The organism is Xanthomonas sp. 3075 (genome assembly GCF_014197275.1).
Classification (GTDB): Bacteria; Pseudomonadota; Gammaproteobacteria; order Xanthomonadales; family Xanthomonadaceae; genus Xanthomonas; species Xanthomonas campestris_B.
On the sequence record NZ_JACIFI010000007.1, the window covers coordinates 54,247 to 76,726 of the forward strand.

Genomic DNA, 22,480 nt, shown 5'->3' on the forward strand with positions numbered 1-22,480 from the left:
GCAAACAACCCGACTGGTGTGCGACGGCCCGAGGATGGGACAACGTAGCGTCTCCAAGAACGTTGCGGCGACGCACGCACTGCGCAACCTCAACTGCATCGATGCTAGCAGGGCGCGCGCGCGGCACTCAAGCAACCTGTGCATGCGCGGCACAAGGTGCCGCATTGGGGTGATGGGCGACAAACCGGGCGCTACGTTACGCATGACGGATCGCATCGACCTATGGCACCGTGCGCAAAGCTCCCCTGTCCCAGCTATCCACGTCCAGCCAATGCGAGCATGGCTGTCGCCCTCACGCGGCACCCTTCCGGTCGTAACGCCTTTTGCACAGCTGAAAACGCAATGCTTGCGCCCCCTCATGCCGGCATGCCGGCGCACCCGAGACTCTTCATGCGACGTCCAGCAAGCGCGGCCTATGCCAACCCCTCCCGCATCCGCCAGGGACGCCCGTTTCCACGCGGCGCCATGTTCGATGGCAAAGGCACCAATTTCGCGCTGTTTTCTGCGCATGCCACACGGGTGGAGCTGTGCCTGTTCGACGAACAGGGCACCGAAGTCCGCGTCGACCTACCCGAATACACCAACGAGATCTGGCACGGCTATCTGCCCGACGTCAAACCTGGCCAGCGTTACGGCTATCGCGTCCACGGCCCGTATGCGCCGACCGAAGGTCATCGCTTCAACCACAACAAGCTGTTGATGGACCCGTATGCGCGTGAACTCGAAGGCGATCTGGTGTGGGCAGACGAGCTCTATGGCTACACCGTGGGCCATCCCGATGGCGACCTCAGCTTCGACGAGCGCGACAGCGCGCCGTTCATGCCCAAATGCGTGGTGGTCGAAGATACCTACGACTGGGAAGACGACACGCAGCTGCTGAAGCCGTGGAATGAGATGGTGATTTATGAAACCCACGTACGCGGCTACACCATGCGCAATGCACAGGTGCCCGAGGCCGTGCGCGGCACCTTCGCCGGCCTGGCGCAGCCGCAGGTGCTGCAATACATCAAGGACCTGGGTGTCACTGCGGTCGAGCTATTGCCGGTCCATGCGTATCTGGACGACCAGCATCTGCTCGACAAGGGCCTGCGCAACTACTGGGGCTACAACACCATCGGGTTTTTCGCGTTGAAATCGCGCTATCTGGCCAGCGGCCATCGCGACGAGTTCCGCGACATGGTCAAGGCCATGCACAAGCAAGGCCTGGAAGTCATTCTGGACGTGGTCTACAACCACACCGCAGAAGGCAGCGAGCTGGGGCCGACGCTGTCGTTCAAGGGCATCGATAACGCCAGTTACTACCGCCTCGCCGAAGACAAACGCTATTACATCAACGACACCGGCACCGGAAACACGCTGAATCTCAGCAATTCGCGGGTGATCCAGTTCGTCAACGATTCGCTGCGCTACTGGGCGGGCGAGATGCACGTGGACGGTTTCCGTTTCGACCTGGCCACGATTCTTGGCCGCGAGCCGAGCGGTTTCGATCAACGTGGCGGCTTCCTGGATGCATGCAACCAGGACCCGCTGCTATCGGAAATCAAGCTGATCGCAGAGCCATGGGACTGTGGCCCGGGCGGTTACCAGGTGGGCCATTTCCCGCCTGGCTGGACGGAATGGAACGACAAGTTCCGCGACAACGCGCGCGCCTTCTGGAAGGGCGACGAAGGCATGCTGGCCGAGTTCGCCACGCGCTTTACCGGTTCGGCAGATCTATTCGATCGTCGCGGCCGTCGTCCGTGGGCCTCGGTCAACTTCATCACCGCGCACGATGGCTTCACCCTGCGCGATCTGGTGAGCTACAACGAGAAGCACAACATCGACAACGGCGAGGACAACCGCGACGGTTCGTCCAATGACGGGTCGTGCAACTACGGCGAAGAAGGCGACACCGACAACCCCGACATCCTGCAGATCCGCGAGCGGCAGATGAAGAACCTGCTCGCCACGCTGTTGCTGTCGCAAGGCACGCCGATGATGCTGGCCGGCGATGAGCGTGCGCAATCGCAAGGCGGCAACAACAACACCTATTGCCAGGACAACGCGATCACCTGGCTGGATTGGGAGAATGACCCCACCGATGGCCGCCTGACCGAGTTCGTCAAGGCGCTCACGCAGTTACGCAAGCGCTACCCGATCCTGTCGCGCGGCCGCTTCCTCAATGGCCAGTACAACGAGGAAGCCGGCCTGCGCGATCTCACCTGGCTCAATCCGGGTGGCAGCGAGATGGAAGAGGCGCACTGGAACGATACCGGCGCGCGCTCGGTGGGTTTGCTGCTGGAAGGCAAGGCGCAGACCTCAGGCGTCAAGGAACTTGCCAACGACGCCACCTTGTTGATCGTCATCAACGCTTACCATGAGGGCGTGACCTTCACCCTGCCCGCCAACGACGAGCCGGTGTACTGGAAGCTGGTGCTGTCGACCGACGAGGCGCTGGAAGTGGACATGATGCCCGCAGGCGCCAGCGAGTTTCTGGCACCGCCGCGTAGCGTCTCGGTGTTTGAGTGCAAAAGCGATCAGTAACGCTTGAGCGGTGAAACAAGCGCGCTGCCCGCTGATTTCTGGCGGGCGGCGCGTTTTTCACGTTGGCGTGCGGGCGATGGTTTGAACGCTTTCCACGCAACGCAACTGCAGTTTATTGGGGTATGCCGCTGCACAATCGAATGCCGCCCTATGTCGGCCCGGTTCAACCAGACACTGTGCCAAGCCAGGAAGAAGGTGGCAGCATTGCCCCTTGCCCGAGTTGAAACCCGGCCAAGTCAGCGACAGAAAGCTAACGGACGCGCAGGAACTGGAATGCAGGCCGGCAGGCTGCGAATAAAGTCTCGGCATGCACTCACGCGGCGCGGTTCCTGCAACTGCAACTGCAGATCGCGCAGGACCGCGAACGACGACTTCAAACGACCATGCGCCGATCGATCGCTGGCAAACACCCAACAAAAAGACCGTACCAGCAATGCCCTGACTTCAATAAACCTCAACCCGGATACAACGGAAACCGTTTGTCCGGATGATTGGCTTTCCATTCCTTGTAGGAGCTGGTGCCTTCCCAGGCCTTGAACGCTCGCGGCGTGCGACCGCGCCCGGACCAGGTCTCGCCGGAGTGCGGAATCCAGTATTTGGCCACGACTTCGCCGGTGGACGACAGCGGCCCCTTGGACTTGCCAGTCATCGCCAGGGAAGCGATCTGTGACTTCTGTTTTGCGTTGAACCGGCTACCGAACTGGGTGAGCACCTCGACAACATGGTCGAACGCTTCCAGCGTCTGGGCATACTTCAGCTGGGCCTCTTCCTGCTCCAGCTTACGGAGCTCCTCCAGCAATTTGGCTTTGGCGGCGGCGGCGGCGGGTGAGGCGGGCGGAACCTGGCGCATTGGCAAAACTAAAGGGTTGGGAGGGGTCAGCGAGTATTGCCGTTGCGAAGGCTAGCGTAAAGCGCCGAGTTTTACGTTGGTCTGCCGGCGCTCAGCGATGGCACTGCAGCGCATGCTCCCGGGCCATGGTCAGCACCGGCCCGATACGCCCGGCCCGGATCAGCTCGCTGCAATGCTTGCCAACAAATTCGACCCGTGGCGCAGAGAACCACTGCATCACCCGCTCCAGCTCACCGGCATTGATCGACCAGGCGTGGCACACCGTCTCGCCAAGTTCTTCGACGCCGATCAACCCCAGCTCACGGATCTGCTCGGCGTCGAGCGCGAACATCTGCAGCACCTTGCCCGCATCGTCCGGCGTGCCGAAGCCTGTGCTTATCTGTTGCGCCAGCCCGGTGCAGTAGGCCACCGAGGCGGCGCGTGCAGCCTGGGCGCGACGCATTCCCTTGATCAGCGCGCCAACAAGTTGGGAATGAGTGGTCGTCATGGTGCTCGCTCGATAATGGCTTGCACTATGCCTGTCATGGCGCACCTTCTCAATCAGGAAGTTCCCCACGACTGCGAAGGAAATAACGGAAAATGTTGGCAGCGATGCTCTACATGCAGTTACAACTGCAATCGTCGTCATTGTGTCTGCGAGGTCATCTTGCAAATGGATATTACCTAAATCGACCAGGCTACCCACTCCGTTTTACCGACCAAGACATGGCACACCATGAAGATCGCCGAAAATCGCCGCGCATGAAAAAATGCAAAAACCTGTGAGAAATGCTTAACCGGCAATGCTCAGATCAAGCATCGCCGCCCGAAATTTTTCATACTTTCATCCATCCATTTCTGACTATTCAGAGACCAGGATGCCTGGACGCAACGTTACCCACCTCATATCCAAAACATAATGAACTCCATGACACTTGCGCAACAGCAGTCATTTTCCTCATATAACCCAGACATTGAGAAGATAGAGCGTGGAAAAACAGCGAAACAACAATTGAAAATATCGCCTGATTCTCTTCATCTGGAGACAGGCAACTGCCTTTCGTTTTCAAGTCGTCCCGACAAGTACTTTTCCGCGCATCGATCTGCACAATAGTCGATACACAACTGGCTATAGATTCAGCAACGATCGTTCGCCCAACCGGTTTCAAGTCCGCTATCCGCAGCGATAGAGCAAGGGGTGCACCCTGCCATCAATGCGCTGGATATTCCGGCGCCTGCCTGCCTTGCATACAGGCAGACCACCACCCACGCTTCAGTCCGTTTCTTAGAGGACTGTCGCCAGCACGGTGACGATCCAGCCAAACGATTGCAAAGCCCTGGCGCGGGAAAACACGCAACCCACGAACTTCCGGCTAGCAGGCTCGAGAGTGACGCCACACGACCAAGCTGAATGAATGAAAACCCTTTTATTTCAAGGTGGTGCATCAATAAACCGCAGGTCACCCCTGAAAATTTCGGATAGGCAATGATTCGCCCCCCCTGACCGGAGAACACGCTATGCAATGCCATCTCTTCAACGAACGTCTGTGTTTTTTCGGGCGAGCGCTTCTGGTGACATCTCGCCAACGCTCTATGGTTGCAGCTGGATTTCGCCGGCACGGGATCGAGGCAGATTGGGCGCGATCGACACACGCACCAAGTTCCTACGGCGCTCCGCCTGGTCCGGTTGCTGTGTGGTCTGTCATCGTTCCACTTCCACACGACGCAGTGCGAATGCAGACCTGGCTTGATGGACAGGCTGACTTGCAGGGCATGGAATGACTGCCGGATGTGGAGCAAGGGACGTTGCGGAGCGGGCCACTCCCTCAAAACCATGCACCACATGGAGCGGGCGATGGGAATCGAACCCACGTCAGTAGCTTGGGAAGCTACAGCTCTACCATTGAGCTACGCCCGCGCGGCGTTGCGAGAGTTTAGGCGGGCGCGGGGGCCGGGCGCAATGCGCAGACGTGACGAGGGCCGGTTGCCCGGCCCTCGTTTGCAACACGCGTGGTGCGTAAATCAGAAGTTGCCGCTGAAATTCACGAACAAGGTGGCGTCGCGGGCGCTGCGCTGGGCTGTGGTGGTGCTCAGGCCGACGTTGCTTTGCAAGCCCCACAGGCCGGTACGGGCCCCCAGCACGACGGTGGCGTAGTTGCGATCGAAGTTCTGGCCCGGCACGGTGTACATGCCCACCTCCGGCATCGACTGCAGCCAGGCGCTGGCTTCGCCGCCATCCTTGAACTCGTGGTCGTAGGTCGCCTGCAGGTACGGCTTGACCGCCGCGCCATCCAGGCGCACCTGGAAGCCGATACGGCCGACCAGCGAGTCCACGTCCTGGTCGGCATAACCCAGTGCGGTCGAGCTTTCGTTGCTTTCGGTATAGCCGTCGAGCTTGAGCTTCTGCCAGGTCAGGCCGACCACCGGGCCGTACTTGACGTTGCCTTCGCCCAGCGAGTAGCCGGCGTTGAGCGCAGCGGTGAGGTTGCTGCCGTCCGGCGAGCCGCTGTGCACGCGGGTGGCAGGCCCAAGCTGCACTTCGCGGTCGACGTCGTAGCTCAGCCAGCTGTAGCTCACCTGCGCGTTGACCCACACCGGGCCGGTGTACCAGCCGAAGAAGCCGCCCAGGGTAGTGTCGTCCTGCTTGAAGCTGCCGTTGCGGTTACCGAAGTCGGCGTCCATGCGGCCGAAGCCGGCAAAGCCGCCGAACACCAGGTCACCGGCGCTCCAATCCACGCCGAACAGACCGGCCGGGGCCATGCCGTCGTACAGATCGGCGTGGTCGTAACGCTGCATGTCGCCCCGCACGCTGCCCCACCAACGCAGGCCGTCGGCATCCGGCTTGCCGTCCAGATGCCAGGCCACCTGGTCGGCGCGCGCGCGGCCACCGGCCTGCGCCGAGTGGGTCAGCACCTGCTGCAGACGCGGCGCTTCCAGCAGCGAGATCGCGTACTGGCCCAGGATCTGATGGACCGCGGTGGTCGGGTGGATGCCGTCGGCGAACACATAGGTATTCTGCGCGTTGGCCGCAACCAGGCTGGTCGGGTTACAGGCCGGCAGCGGCACGGCCGGGTTGCAGGCGGTGCCGGTGACGTTGCTGAAGCCGTAGGTGCCCGGATCGGCGACGATTTCCTGCAGCATGTGGAAGGTATCGACCGGGATCACACGCAGGCCGGCCGACTGCAGGCCGTTGAACAGCGCGGTATTGTACGCGGTCGCAGCGCCCGTGCCCTGGGCCATTGCGGCCGCGCCACCGGCACGGAAGCGCGGGGTGATGCCCACGTCCGGAATGGTCGGCACCATGACGTAACGCGCGCCGGCAGCCTGCAGCGCACCGACCGCGCCGACCTGGGCGGTCACGGCATTACCGATGATGGTCTGCGCCTGGGCCGGCACTGCGGCAGCGGCCAGCAGATCGTTGGCACCGCCCCACACGGTGTACAGCGCATTCGGATTGGCCCGACCGCCGTTGGCGCTCAGGTAGGTATTGATCTGGCTGGTCACCGAAGGCGCTGCGCCCAGCGCGCTGACCGAGCTTGCCTGGATGCGGGCGCCGCCGGCAGCGTAGTTGTCGCCGGTCTGGCCATTGCCGTTGGGCGCGGCATTGGTGCCGTAATGGTCGGCCACATATTCGGCCCAGACCCAACCCGGGTTGGTGGTGAACTTGCCGGTGACTGCGCGCGAGGCGGCCGGCAGCAGCGGGTTGTAGTAGCCGCTGTCGGTGAGGCTGTCACCGAAGAACACGGTCTGGTCGAAGGCAGACGCGGCCATGGCCGGGACGGCCGCGATGGCGATGGCAACGGCCATCAGGGAACGGATCGGACGACGAATTGAAGCCATGGAAGTGCCTGCTCAAGGTAGTGTGGAACTGGACCGGCCGCGCATACGTACGCCGGCGAATGGCCTATGGTTTCACCCTCGCCGCCCGCGCTCACGCTGCATTGCCGCATAACGCAAAAACGCGCGCCCTGAAGGCACGCGATGCCACAATGATGACATGAACATTCAACTCAACGGCAGCCCGCGCGATGTTCCCGACGACTTGCTGCTGGCAACCCTGCTGGAGCAGGAAGGTCTTGCACAGCGGCGCGTGGCGGTGGAGGTCAATGGCGAAATCGTATCGCGCGGACGGCATGCCACGCATCGGCTGGGTGCCGGCGATGTGGTGGAGATCGTGCACGCGCTGGGTGGCGGTTGATGCCGGCGCAGACCGGCGCATCCGCGCCCGATCGGTGATAATTGCCCGATGAACACTCCCATCCCCTCTGATGCGCTGGTCATCGCCGGCAAGTCCTACCGTTCGCGCCTGCTGACCGGTACCGGCAAGTTCAAGGATCTGGACGAAACCCGCCTGGCCACCGAAGCGGCCGCTGCGCAGATCGTCACCGTGGCGATCCGCCGGGTGAATATCGGCCAGGACCCAAACGCACCCAGCCTGCTCGACGTGCTGCCGCCGGATCGCTACACGCTGCTGCCCAACACCGCCGGCTGCTACACCGCCGACGATGCGGTGCGCACCTGCCGGCTGGCGCGCGAGCTGCTGGACGGCCACAACCTCACCAAGCTGGAAGTGCTCGGCGACGCGCGCACGCTGTACCCGGACGTGGTGCAGACGCTCAAGGCCGCCGAGCAACTGGTGGCCGACGGCTTCGACGTCATGGTCTATACCTCCGACGATCCGATCCTGGCCAAGCGCCTGGAAGAGATCGGCTGTGTGGCGGTGATGCCGCTGGCTGCGCCGATCGGCTCGGGGCTGGGCATCCAGAACAAGTACAACCTGCTGGAAATCATCGAAAACGCCAAGGTGCCGATCATCGTCGATGCCGGCGTAGGCACCGCTTCGGATGCAGCGATCGCGATGGAGCTGGGCTGCGATGGCGTATTGATGAACACCGCCATTGCCGGCGCACGCGATCCGATCCTGATGGCGAGCGCGATGCGCAAGGCGATCGAGGCGGGGCGCGAGGCATTCCTGGCCGGGCGGATTCCACGCAAGCGCTATGCATCCGCCTCCAGCCCGGTGGATGGTGTGATCGGATGAGCGGGCGTGCTGCGTTGACATTGCAGTCGATGCGCAATGCTGGGCCGTATGCCGTGCCGGATCCTGCCGTCGATCGATTGCGTGTGGCGGCAGACACTGCCTCACCCCAACCCCCGGCCCGCGCCGGCGTCGCGGGCGCTCCCAGGCACGCGCGCCCACGGCGCGCAAGCTGCGCCTCCTCGCCCCGACGGGAGAGTGGCTTTTGTTTTCTGACGTGACTTAATTGATGACTGACCCCTTCACCAGCGACGGCGCCAAGATGCCGCCCAAGCCCTTCACCATCGAAGAGGGCCGCCGGCAGGTGCGCAGCTTCGTGCTGCGCCAGGGGCGCTTCACGCCAGCGCAGCAACGTGCATTCGATGAGTTGTGGCCGCGCTTCGGCCTGGACTACACCGGAGCGCCACGCGATCTCGATGCGGCGTTCGGGCGCACTGCGCCCAAGGTGCTGGAAATTGGCTTCGGCAATGGCGCAGCGTTGCGCTTTGCCGCGCAGCACGACCCCAGCCGCGACTACATCGGCATCGAGGTGCATGCGCCCGGCGTCGGCCGCCTGCTCAACGCCTTGGACCAGGACGGCAGCACGCAGGTGCGCCTCTATCACCACGATGCGGTGGAAGTGCTCGAACACGAGATCGCCGATGGCGCGCTGGACGAAGTGCGCATCTATTTCCCCGATCCGTGGCACAAGAAGCGCCACAACAAGCGCCGCCTGATCCAGCCGGCGTTCGCGCAGCTGGTGGTGCGCAAGCTGCGCGATGGCGGCCGCCTGCACGCGGCCACCGACTGGGCCGACTACGCCGAACAGATGTGGGATGTGCTCGACACCACCGCAGGTCTGGTCAATCGCGCCGGCCCGCGCGGCCACGTCGAACGCCCCGCCTGGCGCCCGCAGACCCACTTCGAAACGCGCGGCCAGAAGCTCGGCCACGGCGTGTGGGATCTGCTGTATGACCGGGAATCGGGAATCGGGAATCGGGAATCGCAAGAGCGAGTGCCCTCAGCATCCGGATAACATCGACCTGCGTTGGAATTTCCCGCTTTTCCAATTCCCCATTCCCGACTCCCCATTCCCGGTACCCAATGGACACCGCGCTGACACTGACCACCGATATGAAGCTCGTCCTCGGGCTGGTCGGTTTCACGATGGCGATGTTCCTGTTCGAGCGCATCCGCGCCGACGTGGTGGCGTTGATCGTGCTGGTGGTGCTCGGCGTGACCGGCCTGGTAGCGCCGGAAGAACTGTTCGGTGGTTTTTCCGGTAATGCGGTGATGAGCATCATCGCCACCACCATTCTGGGGGCGGGGCTGGAGCGCACCGGCGCGTTGAACCGTTTGGCGACCTGGTTGCTGCGGCGTTCGCATGGCAGCGAACAACGCTTGATGATGATGACGCTGGCCATCTCCGGTTTGAATTCCTCGTTCATGCAGAACCCGTCGGTGATGGCCTTGTATCTGCCGGTCGCCTCGCGCCTTGCAGCGCGCACCGGCCTGACCTTGCAGCGCATGTTGCTGCCGATCGCGGCGGCCATCGTGATGGGCGGCGCGCTCACCATGGTGGGCAATTCGCCGTTGATCCTGCTCAACGATCTGCTGGTGTCGGCCAACAACAACCTGCCCTCGGGCATGGCCAGCATCGAGCCGTTGACGATGTTCGCGCCGCTGCCGATCGGCGTGGCGTTGCTGATCGCCGCATTGCTGTACTTCCGCTTCTACGGCGATCGCAAGCTGATCGAAGAGGAAAACCTGATCAACGAAGGCGTCACGCCCTCGCGCACCGAAAGCTATTTCGCCAAGACCTATGGCATCGATGGCGATGTGTTCGAACTCATCGTCAGCGCCGAAAGCCCATTGGTCGGCATGACCCTGGGAGAAGCCGAAGCGATTCACGATGCGCCCCTGTTGCTGGCCCTCAAGACCGGCAACGACACCCGGCTGGCGCCGCCGGCGGACATGCGTATCTGGGTCGGTAGCGTGCTCGGTGCGATGGGCAAGCGTCAGGAAGTGACCGATTTCGCGCAGAACCATTTCCTGCGCATGTCTTCGCGGCTGCGCAATCTGGGCGACCTGTTCAATCCTAGCCTGGCTGGCATTTCAGAGGCAGTGGTTCCGCCGAACTCCCGCCTGATCGGCAAGAGCGCGGGCGAACTGCGCCTGCGCAAGCAGAGCGGCATCAGCCTGCTGGCGATCAACCGCGACAAGCAGGTCATCCGCGAGGACGTGCGCAACGTGCCGTTGCGGGCTGGCGACATGCTGGTCTTCCACAGCATCTGGCAAGACCTGGCACAGGCGGCGGAAAGCCGCGACTTCGTGCCGGTCACCGACTTCCCCAAGGGCGAGCAACGCCCGCACAAGTTCAAGATCGCGATGGCGATCTTCGCTTTCACCATCCTGATCGCACTGACCTCGCGGCTGCCGGTGGCGCTGACGCTGATGACCGGGGTGGCCTGCATGCTGGTCAGCGGCGTGCTGCGCATGGACGAGGCCTATGCGTCGATCAACTGGAAGACCATCTTCATGATGGCCGGGCTGATTCCGCTGGGCTGGGCGATGGACAGCAGCGGCACCGCCGCCTGGGTCGCCGGCCACACCATCGACCGCCTGCCCGATGGCATCCCGGTATGGGCGCTGGAAATCAGCCTTGCCTTGCTGACCACCGCGTTTTCGCTGGTGATCAGCCACGTGGGCGCGACCATCGTGATGGTGCCGATCGCGGTCAATCTGGCGCTGGCGGCCAACGGCAATCCCACCGCATTCGCGCTGATCGTGGCGTTGTCGGCATCCAACAATCTGATGACCGCCTCCAACCCGGTGATCTCGATGGTGGCCGGCCCGGCCAACTATCAACCGCGCGAGCTGTGGCGCGTCGGCGCACCGCTGTCGCTGATCTACATCGTGGTGATGGTGTCGATGATCAATCTGATGTTCTGGTGGGCGGCGCGCTGAGTCGGCGCCTTGGTCAGCTGCACGGAGATGCGTGGACCGATACGCATGGCTGCACGACCTTCATTGGCAGTGGTACACGCCCACCCTCCTCTCTCGTCAAGGCACGGCCTGGCGAGGGCTTGCGCCTACTTCAGGCCCGCTGGTGGATGCGGCGATGTGCCGCTGACACTCTCATGCGTACCGCCAAGGGCATACGCAGCACCCCCGCGACATTCACCAGCCCCTAGAGTGGCTTAGCGCGTCGCCGTCGTGCAGGTGCGAGGGATCCAGAGGAATGGAATCCACCAGTGACACATGCCGATTGCGTGCGCTAGCCGCCCCCGCCTGATGACGATGCGGGAGCGCATGCGTCGCTCAGTCGGACACTTCTCCCAACACCACCTGTTCGCCCTCGACGCGCACCGGCACCGTCAGCAGCGACTCGCCGCGACACGGCCCGCTGATGCACTCGCCGCCGCGCAGCTCGAACGCAGCGCCATGCGCTGCGCAGACCAGGTGACCCTCTTTGGTTTTGAGGAACTGACCAGGCGCCCAGTCCAGGCGTCTGCCGGCATGCGGGCAGACGTTCAACCACGCCCGCACCTGCGCACCGTCGCGATACAGCACCAGCGACTCCATGCCGCCCTCCCAGGGAGCTTCGACTTCCAGAAATCCGGCATCGGGAATCTGTGTCAGTACGGCAAGCGTGGCGGGCAAGGACGAGGACATGACGGGCTGCGGATCTGGAGCGATCGTGGATTGTGGCATGCATCTGCCTAGCATCACGGCAGCCGTGTCCACGCCACTTCCTCGACGCAATCTGCCTGCATCCGTCGTCACTGCAACCCTACTGACGCATGCGCACTGTGATCCACTTAACAAAACGCGCCGCGGTTTAACGAACTTTTCACTCAATGACATGAAACCGCAACGATACTGCGCGCTTGTTTCCTGCCCCGGCAGCCCACCGCCATGTCTGCACGCATCTTCCAATTCGGCAACCTGCACCACCTGTTTGCACCGCGCAAGCCGCGTCACCCATTGGTGCGCGTTGCCGCCGGTCTGGCGGGTCTGGTCATCCTTGCGGTGCTGATCTTCTTCAGCGTGTTCGTCGGCGCGGCGATGATCCTGGGCGGCATCGCCTGGAAGCTGCTGAGCAAGTCGAACCGCCGCACGCCACAGCACGCACGCGTGGTCGATGCCGAGTACCACGTGGTGCGCAAGCCCGCGCTGCCCTGGTCGCACTGAGCACAGGCATCACAAGCCTCTGACTGTCGCCACACGGCGCCACGCCGCTGCACTGCTGAGAGTTGGAAACGGCACGCACTCACGTACGTGCCGTTTTTTGTGCTTGCCCGATGCATCCGGCGAGTGTCCGCACGCTGCGGCAGTGGCCTGAAGCGTGTTGTACGGTTGCCTCCACGGTTCCGTCATCCATCATCAAACAGCTAGACTCATGCACCCCGTTCTTCAAGGATGCGCGCATGACCCACGACGTGATTCCCGCCGCCGATGTTCCGCGCATTCCGGTGGTTGGCGGCGGCAGCTTTCCGGTGCACCGCATCTACTGCGTCGGCCGTAACTTCGCCGACCATGCGCGCGAGATGGGCGCCACCGCCCCCGCATCCAAAGACGAGCGCGGCCAGCCGACGTTTTTCATGAAGCCCGCCGATGCCATCGTGGTCGGTCACGGCGACCGCATTCCGTATCCGCCCGGCACCAAGGAGCTGCACCACGAAGTGGAGCTGGTAGTGGCGCTGGGCAGCGACGCGCCGGCTGGCGAGTTGCCGGTGGAGCAGGCCGATGGCTTGATCTACGGCTACGGCGTGGGCCTGGACCTGACTCGCCGCGATCTGCAAGCGGTGGCCAAATCCAAGGGCTTGCCGTGGGATATCGCCAAGGGGTTCGATCATTCCGCACCGGTCAGCGAACTGGTGCATGCCGGTGAAGTCGGCGCGCTGGAGGCGTTGAACCTGTCGTTGGAGGTCAATGGGCAGGTGCGTCAGCAGTCGTTGCTGGATCAGATGATCTGGAGCGTGCCGGAGGTTCTGCATGAGCTCTCCAAGCTCTATGCATTGCGCGCGGGCGATCTGATCTTCATGGGCACGCCGGCCGGCGTCGGCCCGTTGCTGCCAGGCGACCAGTTCAGTGCACGCCTGGAAAACGTCGCCGAGCGTCACGGCGTCATCGCGGGCTGACACGCGGCCGGTTACGCTCCGGGTGCGGCAGTTGGTCCGCGACCGCATCTGGAGTGCGCTATGGGAATGGTCAGCGAATTCAAACAATTCGCGATGCGTGGCAATGTCATCGACCTTGCAGTGGGCGTGGTCATCGGCGCGGCGTTCGGCAAGATCGTCACTGCGCTGGTGGAGAAGATCATCATGCCGCCGATCGGCTGGGCCATCGGCAATGTGGATTTCTCGAGCCTGGCCTGGGTGCTCAAGCCGGCCGGAGTCGATGCCACCGGCAAGGACATCCCCGCCGTGGCGATCGGCTATGGCGACTTCATCAATACCGTCGTGCAGTTCGTGATCATTGCCTTCGCCATCTTTCTGGTGGTGAAGCTGATCAACCGCTTCACCCAGCGCAAGCCGGATGCTCCCAAAGGTCCGAGCGAAGAAGTGCTGCTGCTGCGCGAGATTCGTGACTCGCTGAAAAACGACACCCTCAAAACGCCGAACGTGCCGTAAGCAAGCGGACGCATCCACTGCGCGACATCGCGCACGAGGATGACCTTTCGCACGCAGCAGGGGGACCTTGCGCTGATAAGCTCGGGGTCCCCCTTGTCGTTGGAGCCGCCCTGCATGCGTCGCCTCGCTGTTGCCATCTCTGCCCTACTCGCCTGCTCCCCCGCGCTCGCCGCGCAGACCACCATTGCCGACAGCGCGTTGCGTACCGCTGCGCAGCTGCGCGAGCAGGCGTTGGCCGATAACACCGGCTTTGCGGTGGTGGAATCGTTGACCACCGAAGTGGGACCGCGCATTGCCGGTGGCGAGGCCGATCCGCGCGCGGTGGCCTGGGCCAAGGCCAAGTTCCAGTCGCTTGGCTTCGACAAGGTGTGGACCGAGCCGGTGACGTTTCCCAAGTGGCAGCGTCGCAGCGAACAGGCCGCGGTGATCGGCGCGCATGCGCAGCCGTTGCACATCACCGCATTGGGCGGCAGCCCTGGCGGCACCGTCGAAGGCGAGGTGGTGCGCTTCGAAAACCTGGCTGCACTACAGGCGGCACCGGCCGGCTCGCTGGCCGGCAAGATCGCGTTTGTCGATTACCAGATGATCAAGGCGCGCGACGGCAAGGATTACGGCAATGGCGGCGCAGTGCGGAGCAAGGGGCCGTCGGAAGCGATCCGCAAGGGCGCGATCGGTTTTGTGATGCGCTCGGCCGGCACCGACTCGCACCGCGTGCCGCATACCGGCATCACCCGCTTCGATGACGGCGTGACGCCGGTACCGGCAGCGGCATTGTCGGTGCCCGATGCCAACCAGCTCGCGCGCCTGACCGCACTGGGCAGCACGCGTGTGCGCCTGGCACTGGATTGCGGCTGGGACGGCACTGCGACCTCGTACAACGTGATCGGCGAAATCACCGGACGCAGCAAGCCGAAGGAAGTGGTGGTGATCGGCGGACACCTGGATTCGTGGGATCTGGGCACAGGCGCCATCGACGATGGTGCAGGCGTGGCGATCACCATGGCCGCAGGCCACCTGATCGGCCAGCTCAAGCAGGCACCCAGGCGCACCATCCGCGTGGTGGCCTTTGCCAACGAGGAGCAAGGCCTGTACGGCGGCAAAGCGTATGCCGCGGCCCACGGCAGGGATGCCAAGGACATGGCGCTGCATCAGATCGGTGCGGAGAGCGACTTCGGTGCCGGGCGCATCTATGCGTTCAACACCGGTTCTGCGGCGCCGGAAGAATCCCGCGCAGCCACCAGGCAGATCGCCGACGTGCTCGCACCGTTGGGCATCGCGTATACGCCGGACAAGGGTGGTCCCGGCCCGGATGTCGGCCCGATTTCCGCCAAGGGCGGTGCGTGGGCGTGGCTTGCACAGGACGGCACCGACTACTTCGATCTGCACCACACCGCCGACGACACGCTGGACAAGATCGACCCGAAGGCGCTCGCGCAGAACGTCGCTGCCTACACGGTATTTGCGTATCTGGCCGCCGAAGCGGATGGCGATTTCGGTAGCCGCGCGAAGGATGTGCAACCGCCGAGGGAGTAAGAGCGGCTAACAAAACGATTTCGCGTCAGCCTACTGCAGGTCGGCTGATCTGCGACCTGGCTGCAGGGCCCTTGCCCGCCCAGCGTCGCGGGACACGCTGCAAGTACGTCCTTGTAAGCGCTTACGCGGCATCCATGCCGCGTAAGAGCCCACGACGCTGGGCGGGCAAGGACCAGTCGAGATGGTCGGCATGCATGGGTTAAACACAGCAACCAGCGGAGTCTCTGCTGCGGTGTCCTCACCGCTTGCGGGACCGTGTGGCGGCATGGATGCCGCCACCGAGCCTCCATGGATGGACTCACGGCGTGTCCCGCGAGCGGTGAGGGCACCGCGCATTCGACCCACGCAGTGTTTGATCTGGACTTCTGACGGCATCCACCAAGACGCGGCCGACAAAACCACTGCACTCACTGACAGGCGCTCGCTCGCCAGGTTTTGTTAGCTGCTCTAAGTGCGGCGGTGTCCGGTGGGCCGCGTCGTGCTGCCGTCGCGAGACGGAAACGGCGCATCCCGCCGAAGACGTCTTGACCGCCAAAGCATGCCCTGGGCAGGCGCATACCCAATCGACATACCTGCACGGACGTTCGCAACAGGGTGAGGCGTTGCGGGATGGATGTTCGTCGGCAGTTCGCGCGCATCTGCTGCGTGCGCTGGGTGTCTGTCGTGATGTCCGCCGAGCACGCGAGCAGGCGCATGCGCTCGATGCAGGCTGGAATGGTTGAACGTGGATCGGCGCGCGATTGCGCACCGTCCACTTGACTGCCAGGTGCACTGCGGGCAGCGGTGCGATATCTGTATCGGACCCGCTGACCCACGCGCATGAACGTCGGCTGCGCGTCACTGCCATAGCCGTACATAGCCGTGCGCGCGACGGCTATGGCAGAGACACCTCGGCGCACACAGGCGAGCGCGCATCCTCGATCGGCTGCACGCCACTGGCGTCGAACTGCAACGCCGCGTTCCCCGCAGCGAATGTCGGCCAGGCCGGCAAGCCCTTGGTGTTCGGGTTGCCGGACTGCACGAAGGCGGCCCAATAGCGCTGCAGGTTCACCGGAGGTTGGCCGATCGGCAGCCCCTTGAACAGGAACGGCAGCTCGGCGCTGTGGGTCACCCGCCCGCCGGGTGCGGCGGTGTCGAACAGGTAATGCCAGACCGGCACGCCGAGCGCGGCCTGCTGGCGCGCGACAGCGAGGGCCGGACACCGGAACGTCAGATCGGTGGACAGCTGCATCGCCGCATCGCCTTGACGTGCAGCGCGCTGCGCCTGATGGCTGCGTTGCGCCTGCAGCACGGCGTCGGCCTGCGCGGGATAGTCGCGGCGCAGACGTGCCTGCGCACCCTGCTTGCCGCCGTATTCCAGCTCCTGCACCACATAGCCGATCAACAACGGCACCTTGGCCTGTGCGCCGGCCGCCAGCATGTCGGCCGGCGCATCTGGCAGCACGCGTCCATCGACAACGGCCTGCAGCCAGATGTAGCCATCGTCATCCAGTGCCGGCACGTCGATGCCCTGCGCAGCCGCGAGCAATCGGTCGGCCGGTAGTGCGCGCAATTGCGTCAGGCGCGTCGCAGCGTCCTCGATGCCTGCGCGCTCGGCGATGCGCACGCCCAGGCTGCGATTTTCCTCCAGGCTGCGTGCAGGCAGCCCGAAGCCCGCCGTGCCGCTCTGCTCGATCGCCGCAGAAAACAGGCCGCGTGCAAGCGGGCTGAGCATCAGCAAACCCACGTCCTGCCCGCCGGCCGACTGCCCGGCGATGGTCACGCGCGCAGGGTCGCCACCGAACCGGGCGATGTTGTCGCGCACCCATTGCAGCGCGGCGATCTGATCGAGCAAGGCATAGTTGCCAGCCGCTGCGTTGTCGCCATCGCGCAATTCGGGCAGCGACAGGAACCCCAGCGCACCGAGCCGATACTGCAGCGTGACCACCAGCATCCGCTGCGCAACCAGGTTGGTGGGCAGATGCCCGTCGGCGCCGCCGGCCACATTGGCACCGCCGTGTATCCACACCAGCACCGGCAACGGTTCGCTCGGCTGCAACTGCGGCGTCTGTACTTCGACATACAGGCAATCTTCGCTGCCACGTTTGGCCATCGCGTTGTTCCAGCCCAAGGCGGGCTGGACGCAGGGTCTGGCCGCATGGGTGGCATCGCGCACCGTCGACCATGCAGCCAGCGGTTGCGGCGGCTTCCAGCGCAGCGCGCCCAGCGGCGGCGCAGCGAACGGGATCCCCCGGAACACCGCGCTACCGTCGTCCTGCCATTGCCCACGCACCGCACCGTGGTCAGTGCGTACCTGCGGCGGCGCGGCAGGCCTGGACGGCCCGGCCGCATCGACCGTCGCGCTCACGGCGCAGCTGGCGGCAAGCAACCAGGCAGACAGGCGCATCACGCCTGCCCGGCAAGCGCGCGGGCGCACCAGGCGGCCTGGAAGACCGCAGTGGCCGAGGCCACATTGAGACTTTCGACCTGGCCGCTGCCACGGATGGACAACTGCAGGTCGCAATCGCGCGCGAACTGGCGGTCCATGCCCTCGCTCTCTGCGCCCATCACGTACACCAGCCGCTGCGGCAATGCGGCGGCGAACACATCCTGGCCGCCCTCCACCAGCGTGGCGGCCACGGCGAAACCGGCCTGACGCAACTGCGCCATCGCCTCGACGGTTTCGGGCAACTGCACCAACGGCACTGCTTCGGCGCCGCCCTCGGCCACACGCGCCGCCGCGCCGGACAGCCCCAGGGTGGAGCCGGCCGGCAGCAGCAGACCGGCCACGCCAAAGTGCGCAGACGAGCGCAGGATCGCGCCGAAGTTGTGCGGGTTGCCCACACCATCCAGCCATAGCGCCAGCACCGGCCCCTGCGGCAACGCCGCCAGCCAGTCCTGCAACGGCTGCGGGGTGACGCGCAGCACCTCGGCCACCACACCCTCGTGATGCGCACTGGCGGCGAGCTTGCTGAGGTCGGCGTCCTCGACCACGCGGTAGCCGATGCGCTGCGCAACGCACCAGGCCAACAGCGCCTTGAACTGCGGAATACGCGCCTCGCTCAGATACAGCTTGCGCACCGCCTGCGGACGCGCCTTGAACACGGCCTGCACCGCATTGATGCCGTACAGCCGCACTTCGCGCGCGTTGCCACCGGGCGGCGGCGATGCAGGCGGTGCGGCTACCGGCGCGGACTGCGCCGGCGGCCGCTGCGCAGGCGCGCGCGGCACGGCGCGGCCCCAGGGATTGTGCGAGGCGCCAGAGCTGCCGCCATCGCGCGGCGGGCGTCCGCCACGTCCATCATGCTGTGTCATCGTTGTATCCAGAAGTTCGCGTGCTGTGCAGTCCCGGCAAGGCCTGCTTCGGCCCCATCGCCACTGCGGTGGTTCGTGTCGTCCCGCAGGGTCGGCATGACCGGCGCTGCAGGCAGTGGCGACGATGGTAAGCCACTTGTGCGCCTGCTCGTGGGGAGCGGTCGACGATGCCGCGATTTTCCTGGCCCCTGCGATGTCCCCGGGCGCTCGCGGTACGAGCGAGGCAATCCGCTGCAAGCTCAGTCATCCAGCGCGCGGTCACCCAGGCCACAGGCAGTCGATCGAGCGTAACCATGGGCGTCATCCCGTTCGACTGACGGTATTGCGCATGCATCCACTGGCTTGGCGACACGCGCGAACACACGCAGGTCGTGCAATCCATCTGGTCGCACGATCGCGCAGCGGCTGACGCCTTCTTCGACGAAGCCGTTGCGCAGCAGCACCTTGGCCGATGCCGGGTTGGTATCGAGCACGGTGGCCTGGACGCGATAGAGCGGCAAGGTCTGCATTGCCCAGGCAACATACGTGGCCATGATGCGTGTCATCCAGCCACGGCCCCAATAGGCGCTGCCGATCCAATATCCCAACTCGGCGCAAAAGCGTCGTTCGCCCTGTCCTGGACGCACCGCGATCGTGCCGCAGGCCTGGCCGTCGATCTCGATGGCCAGCACGGGATGCTGCAGATCGACCACGTCTCCGGCCAGGAAGGCTTGGCCATCGGTGCGCGTGTACGGATGCGGGAAACGCTCGCTCAATCCGCGCGGCACCAGCGGGTCGTTGGCATGCCGCAACAAGGCGTCCAGGTCGCACTGACGCCAGCGACGCAACACGAAGCCCTCTCCGTGCAGCATCAGTGATTCGTCCATCGCTTCGGCCTCATGCGTGCAGCATCGACACTGCCGATGCTGCACGCAATGACCGCACGTCGCAACTCAGCGCTTGGCGGTTTGCGCCTGCTTGAGCGCGGCGCACAGGCGGATGGTTTCGCCGGTCTGCGCCAAGCCGCGATCGGCGCCGCTGAGCGTTGCCAGGCGCGGCTTGAAGAAGGCATCCAGGCGGTCGGCCTCTTCCACGCTGCAGCCGCCGGATGCGCCGAGCGCCGGCAGACCACCGCCGTCGAACGAACCGCTGCGCTGCACGATGCGATCGAAGTTGGCGGTGAACCACGGCCACATCGAATCATGCGAGGCCTCATCAGTGTGCCCGCGGGTCAGCAGGCTCTTCATCTCGCCCACCTTGATCGCGTCGGTGAGCGCGAAGTCGCGCACCTGCTTGAGCAGCGCCGGGTCCTGCACGGTGCCCAATGCAGCGATCATGGCGTTGCGCTGCGCGGGGTCGGCGTGCGTGCGCAATGCCTCGATCAGGGCCTGCACGGCGGGCGCGCCGCGTTCCTGCGCGGTGACCGCCAGTGCGGTGCCGAGCAGGTCCGGGTTGGCCGCAGAGAAATCCAGCGCCCCGTTGCCGCCGGACAGCACCGCATCGCCCTGGGCGAGCAGCGCCTTGCGCACTTCCGCGTTCTGCAGGCGCAGCGCAAACAGGCCGACCAGCGACGAACGCAACGTGGTGTCGTCGATCGACTCACCGTTGCGCCGCGTATAGCCCAACTGACGCAGGCGCGGCAAATAGGCCTGTTCGGCGACCTTGCGCAACGCGCCGCGCTGCGCCTCGGTGGTGGTCTGGTAACGCCAGATCCACAGGAAGCGATCCACCAGCGCGGTCGAGACATCGGACGATGCAGACGGGGCCAGTTGCTTGATCGCCATCAATACCGCATCGCTGTCCGCATCGCCGTGGCGGTAGGCCGCATCGATCGCATCGGCATAGGCCAGCTGCTCGCTGTCGTCGAGCTGGCCGACCTGCTTGCCCAGAGCGGCCAGCTGCTTTTTCGGCAGGCTGAAGCGGTAATAGCCGGCGCCACGCGCGTTCGGGAACACCCAGGTGTTCTTGCCGGCGCCTTCCAGCACGATGCTGCCGCTGCCGCTCTCCAGCATCTGGCAGGCGGTGCCGACCTGGTTCTTGCCCTTGCCGTACTTCACGCACACCGGCACGCCCCATTGTTGCGCGGTGGAACCGGTCGAACCCAGCGGCAAATACCGCTGCTGCTGCAGCTTGACCACGGTCTTGCCGTCTTCGCGCGCCACCTGGGCCTGAAGATACGGCACGCCCGGCTGGTCGAGGAAGCTGCGGAATGCGGCCTTGAAATCATCCCCCTTGCCCGCCGCGGCAGCGATCGCATCGACTAGATCATCGGCGGTGGCGCTACCGAATTGATGCTTGGCGATATAGGCACGCATGCCTTCGCGGAACACGTCTTCGCCGACGAACGCCTCGAACATGCCCAGCACCGCCGCACCCTTTTGATAGGTGATGCCGTCGAAGGCGGTTTCGATATCGCCGTTGCCGGTGATCGGCTGGCGGATCTTGCGCGCACTGACCAGGCTGTCGTTGTCCATCGCGTGCTGCGCGCCGCCGATGCGGTCCAGGTTGGCGCGGTATTCCGGGTGCAGCTGCATGGTGATCTTCTGCTGCATCCAGGTGGCGAACGCCTCGTTCAACCACAGGTCGTCCCACCAGGCCATGGTGACGGTGTCGCCGGTCCACTGGTGGGCCAGTTCATGCGCGTTGGTATTGAAGGACCGCTGCAGGTTCTCTGCAGGTGAATCCTTGTCCAGCAACAGCAGCCAGTCGCGGAAGGTCACAAAGCCGGGGTTTTCCATCGCACCGGCGCTGAAGTCCGGGGCGGCGACCAGGTCGAGCTTGTCGAACGGATAGCCGAAGGCGTAGTAGTCCTCCAGCGCGGCGATGATCGCCGGCGTCTGGTCCAGCGCCGGGGTGATGCGCGGGCCCTGGCCCTTGGCGGCGATGCCGCGCAACGGAGTTGGATTGGGGCGCTGCGGGGTGGCCGGCATGGCCGGTACGTCCACCACATCCCACGGGCCGGCAGCATAGGCGACCAGATAGGTCGGCAGCGGCACGGTCGGGGCGAAAGTCACCGTCTTCCAGCCCTTGCCGGCCGGCTTGCTGGAGGTGGCGATGGTATTGGCCAGCGCCTGGTCGTCGGTGGGCACGGTCAGGCTGAGATCGAACGGGGTCTTGAACGCGGGCTCGTCGAAACCGGGAAACGCATAGCGCGCGCTGATCGGCTCCATCTGCGTCATCGCATAGGACTGGCCCTGGTACTTCACCTGGTACAGGCCCTGCAGCTGCCGATTGAGCGGCGCGCTGTAGGTGATGTCCACGGTGAGCGTCTGCGGTTTGAGCGTGCGTCCGAAGTCCAGGCGCACCACACCGGTCTGCGCATCGGCATCGACGTAGCGTGCGGTGAGTGCCTTGCCCTTGCCCGGCTTGACCGTGGCCTTGCTGACCTTCAATTCCTTGCCGTGCAGCCAGAGGTGATCGGAGGCCTGCTTGAGCTGCACGCGGATGGTGGTGCGGCCGCTGAACTCGGCCTGGTCAGGGTCGATCTTGAACGCCAGGCTGTAGCGCTCGGGCACCGCCCAGGCCGGCAGCCTGCCGTTGGGGACCGGCTCGCCGGACGACTGCGCGATGGCGGTGCCACAGCACAACGCAAGGAGGGAAGGTGCAAGCAGGCAGGCAAGACGACGCATTGGCAATTCCGGTCAGGGTAACCGTCGAAGTCGACCATAG

The 22,480-nt window shown here is 64.5% G+C and carries 16 protein-coding genes, 1 tRNA gene and 1 pseudogene; 9 read left to right on the forward strand and 9 right to left on the reverse strand.

Annotated features, from left to right (window positions below):
- The first annotated feature begins 390 nt into the window (after window positions 1–390).
- Window positions 391–2,523 (forward strand): glycogen debranching protein GlgX, encoded by a 2,133-nt coding sequence (glgX, locus tag GGR62_RS08490; protein WP_184407478.1) that lies wholly within the window; start codon window positions 391–393, stop codon window positions 2,521–2,523.
- Between the two features lie 454 nt (window positions 2,524–2,977).
- Here the strand turns inward: glgX and GGR62_RS08495 are convergent, their stop codons facing one another.
- From GGR62_RS08495 to GGR62_RS08510, 4 genes are all read right to left on the reverse strand, one after another.
- Window positions 2,978–3,373 (reverse strand): H-NS family nucleoid-associated regulatory protein, encoded by a 396-nt coding sequence (locus GGR62_RS08495; RefSeq protein ID WP_184407479.1) that lies wholly within the window; start codon window positions 3,371–3,373, stop codon window positions 2,978–2,980.
- Between the two features lie 91 nt (window positions 3,374–3,464).
- Complete coding sequence (locus GGR62_RS08500) at window positions 3,465–3,860, reverse strand: hypothetical protein (protein ID WP_184407606.1); 396 nt, start codon at window positions 3,858–3,860, stop codon at window positions 3,465–3,467.
- A gap of 1,336 nt (window positions 3,861–5,196) precedes the next feature.
- Window positions 5,197–5,270: transfer RNA gene (locus GGR62_RS08505), tRNA-Gly, on the reverse strand.
- Window positions 5,271–5,374: 104 nt separating this feature from the next.
- Window positions 5,375–7,159, reverse strand: a complete 1,785-nt coding sequence (locus GGR62_RS08510) for an autotransporter domain-containing protein (protein WP_184407607.1) — start codon at window positions 7,157–7,159, stop codon at window positions 5,375–5,377.
- A gap of 190 nt (window positions 7,160–7,349) precedes the next feature.
- Here GGR62_RS08510 and thiS point away from each other — a divergent pair, with 190 nt between their 5' ends.
- The 4 genes from thiS (at window position 7,350) to GGR62_RS08530 (ending at window position 11,336) form a co-directional block, all read left to right on the forward strand.
- Window positions 7,350–7,550: a sulfur carrier protein ThiS gene (gene thiS, locus GGR62_RS08515; protein ID WP_184407480.1), complete on the forward strand. Its 201-nt coding sequence runs from the start codon at window positions 7,350–7,352 to the stop codon at window positions 7,548–7,550.
- Window positions 7,551–7,598: 48 nt separating this feature from the next.
- Window positions 7,599–8,393, forward strand: coding sequence for a thiazole synthase (locus GGR62_RS08520; protein WP_184407481.1), 795 nt, complete (start codon window positions 7,599–7,601; stop codon window positions 8,391–8,393).
- 226 nt (window positions 8,394–8,619) lie between these two features.
- Window positions 8,620–9,405 carry a tRNA (guanosine(46)-N7)-methyltransferase TrmB gene (gene trmB / locus GGR62_RS08525; protein WP_184407482.1) on the forward strand — a complete coding sequence of 262 codons (786 nt, stop codon included), beginning with the start codon at window positions 8,620–8,622 and terminating at the stop codon, window positions 9,403–9,405.
- 68 nt (window positions 9,406–9,473) lie between these two features.
- Window positions 9,474–11,336 (forward strand): SLC13 family permease, encoded by a 1,863-nt coding sequence (locus GGR62_RS08530; RefSeq protein WP_184407483.1) that lies wholly within the window; start codon window positions 9,474–9,476, stop codon window positions 11,334–11,336.
- 354 nt (window positions 11,337–11,690) lie between these two features.
- Here GGR62_RS08530 and GGR62_RS08535 read toward each other — a convergent pair whose 3' ends face one another.
- Window positions 11,691–12,044, reverse strand: a complete 354-nt coding sequence (locus GGR62_RS08535) for a Rieske (2Fe-2S) protein (protein WP_184407484.1) — start codon at window positions 12,042–12,044, stop codon at window positions 11,691–11,693.
- A gap of 243 nt (window positions 12,045–12,287) precedes the next feature.
- Here GGR62_RS08535 and GGR62_RS08540 point away from each other — a divergent pair, with 243 nt between their 5' ends.
- The 4 genes from GGR62_RS08540 to GGR62_RS08555 all read left to right on the forward strand — a co-directional run bounded on the left by GGR62_RS08540 (window position 12,288) and on the right by GGR62_RS08555 (window position 15,538).
- On the forward strand, window positions 12,288–12,563 hold the full coding sequence (locus tag GGR62_RS08540) for a hypothetical protein (protein WP_184407485.1): 276 nt from the start codon (window positions 12,288–12,290) through the stop codon (window positions 12,561–12,563).
- Between the two features lie 236 nt (window positions 12,564–12,799).
- Window positions 12,800–13,513, forward strand: a complete 714-nt coding sequence (locus tag GGR62_RS08545) for a fumarylacetoacetate hydrolase family protein (protein WP_184407486.1) — start codon at window positions 12,800–12,802, stop codon at window positions 13,511–13,513.
- 60 nt (window positions 13,514–13,573) lie between these two features.
- On the forward strand, window positions 13,574–14,005 hold the full coding sequence (gene mscL, locus GGR62_RS08550) for a large-conductance mechanosensitive channel protein MscL (RefSeq protein ID WP_184407487.1): 432 nt from the start codon (window positions 13,574–13,576) through the stop codon (window positions 14,003–14,005).
- Between the two features lie 114 nt (window positions 14,006–14,119).
- Window positions 14,120–15,538 (forward strand): M28 family peptidase, encoded by a 1,419-nt coding sequence (locus GGR62_RS08555; protein WP_184407488.1) that lies wholly within the window; start codon window positions 14,120–14,122, stop codon window positions 15,536–15,538.
- Between the two features lie 874 nt (window positions 15,539–16,412).
- Here the strand turns inward: GGR62_RS08555 and GGR62_RS08560 are convergent.
- From GGR62_RS08560 to GGR62_RS08575, 4 genes and pseudogenes are all read right to left on the reverse strand, one after another.
- Entirely contained in the window at window positions 16,413–17,924 is a 1,512-nt protein-coding gene (locus tag GGR62_RS08560) for a carboxylesterase family protein (protein WP_184407489.1), read from the reverse strand.
- Window positions 17,924–18,832 carry a TrmH family RNA methyltransferase gene (locus tag GGR62_RS08565; protein WP_184407490.1) on the reverse strand — a complete coding sequence of 303 codons (909 nt, stop codon included), beginning with the start codon at window positions 18,830–18,832 and terminating at the stop codon, window positions 17,924–17,926. Before GGR62_RS08565 ends, GGR62_RS08560 begins: the two co-directional genes overlap by 1 nt.
- 347 nt (window positions 18,833–19,179) lie before the next feature.
- Window positions 19,180–19,698 (reverse strand): annotated as a pseudogene (locus tag GGR62_RS08570) (GNAT family protein); the annotation flags it as partial.
- A 66-nt stretch (window positions 19,699–19,764) separates the two neighbouring features.
- Entirely contained in the window at window positions 19,765–22,440 is a 2,676-nt protein-coding gene (locus GGR62_RS08575; RefSeq protein ID WP_184407491.1) for a M1 family metallopeptidase, read from the reverse strand.
- Window positions 22,441–22,480 lie beyond the last annotated feature (40 nt).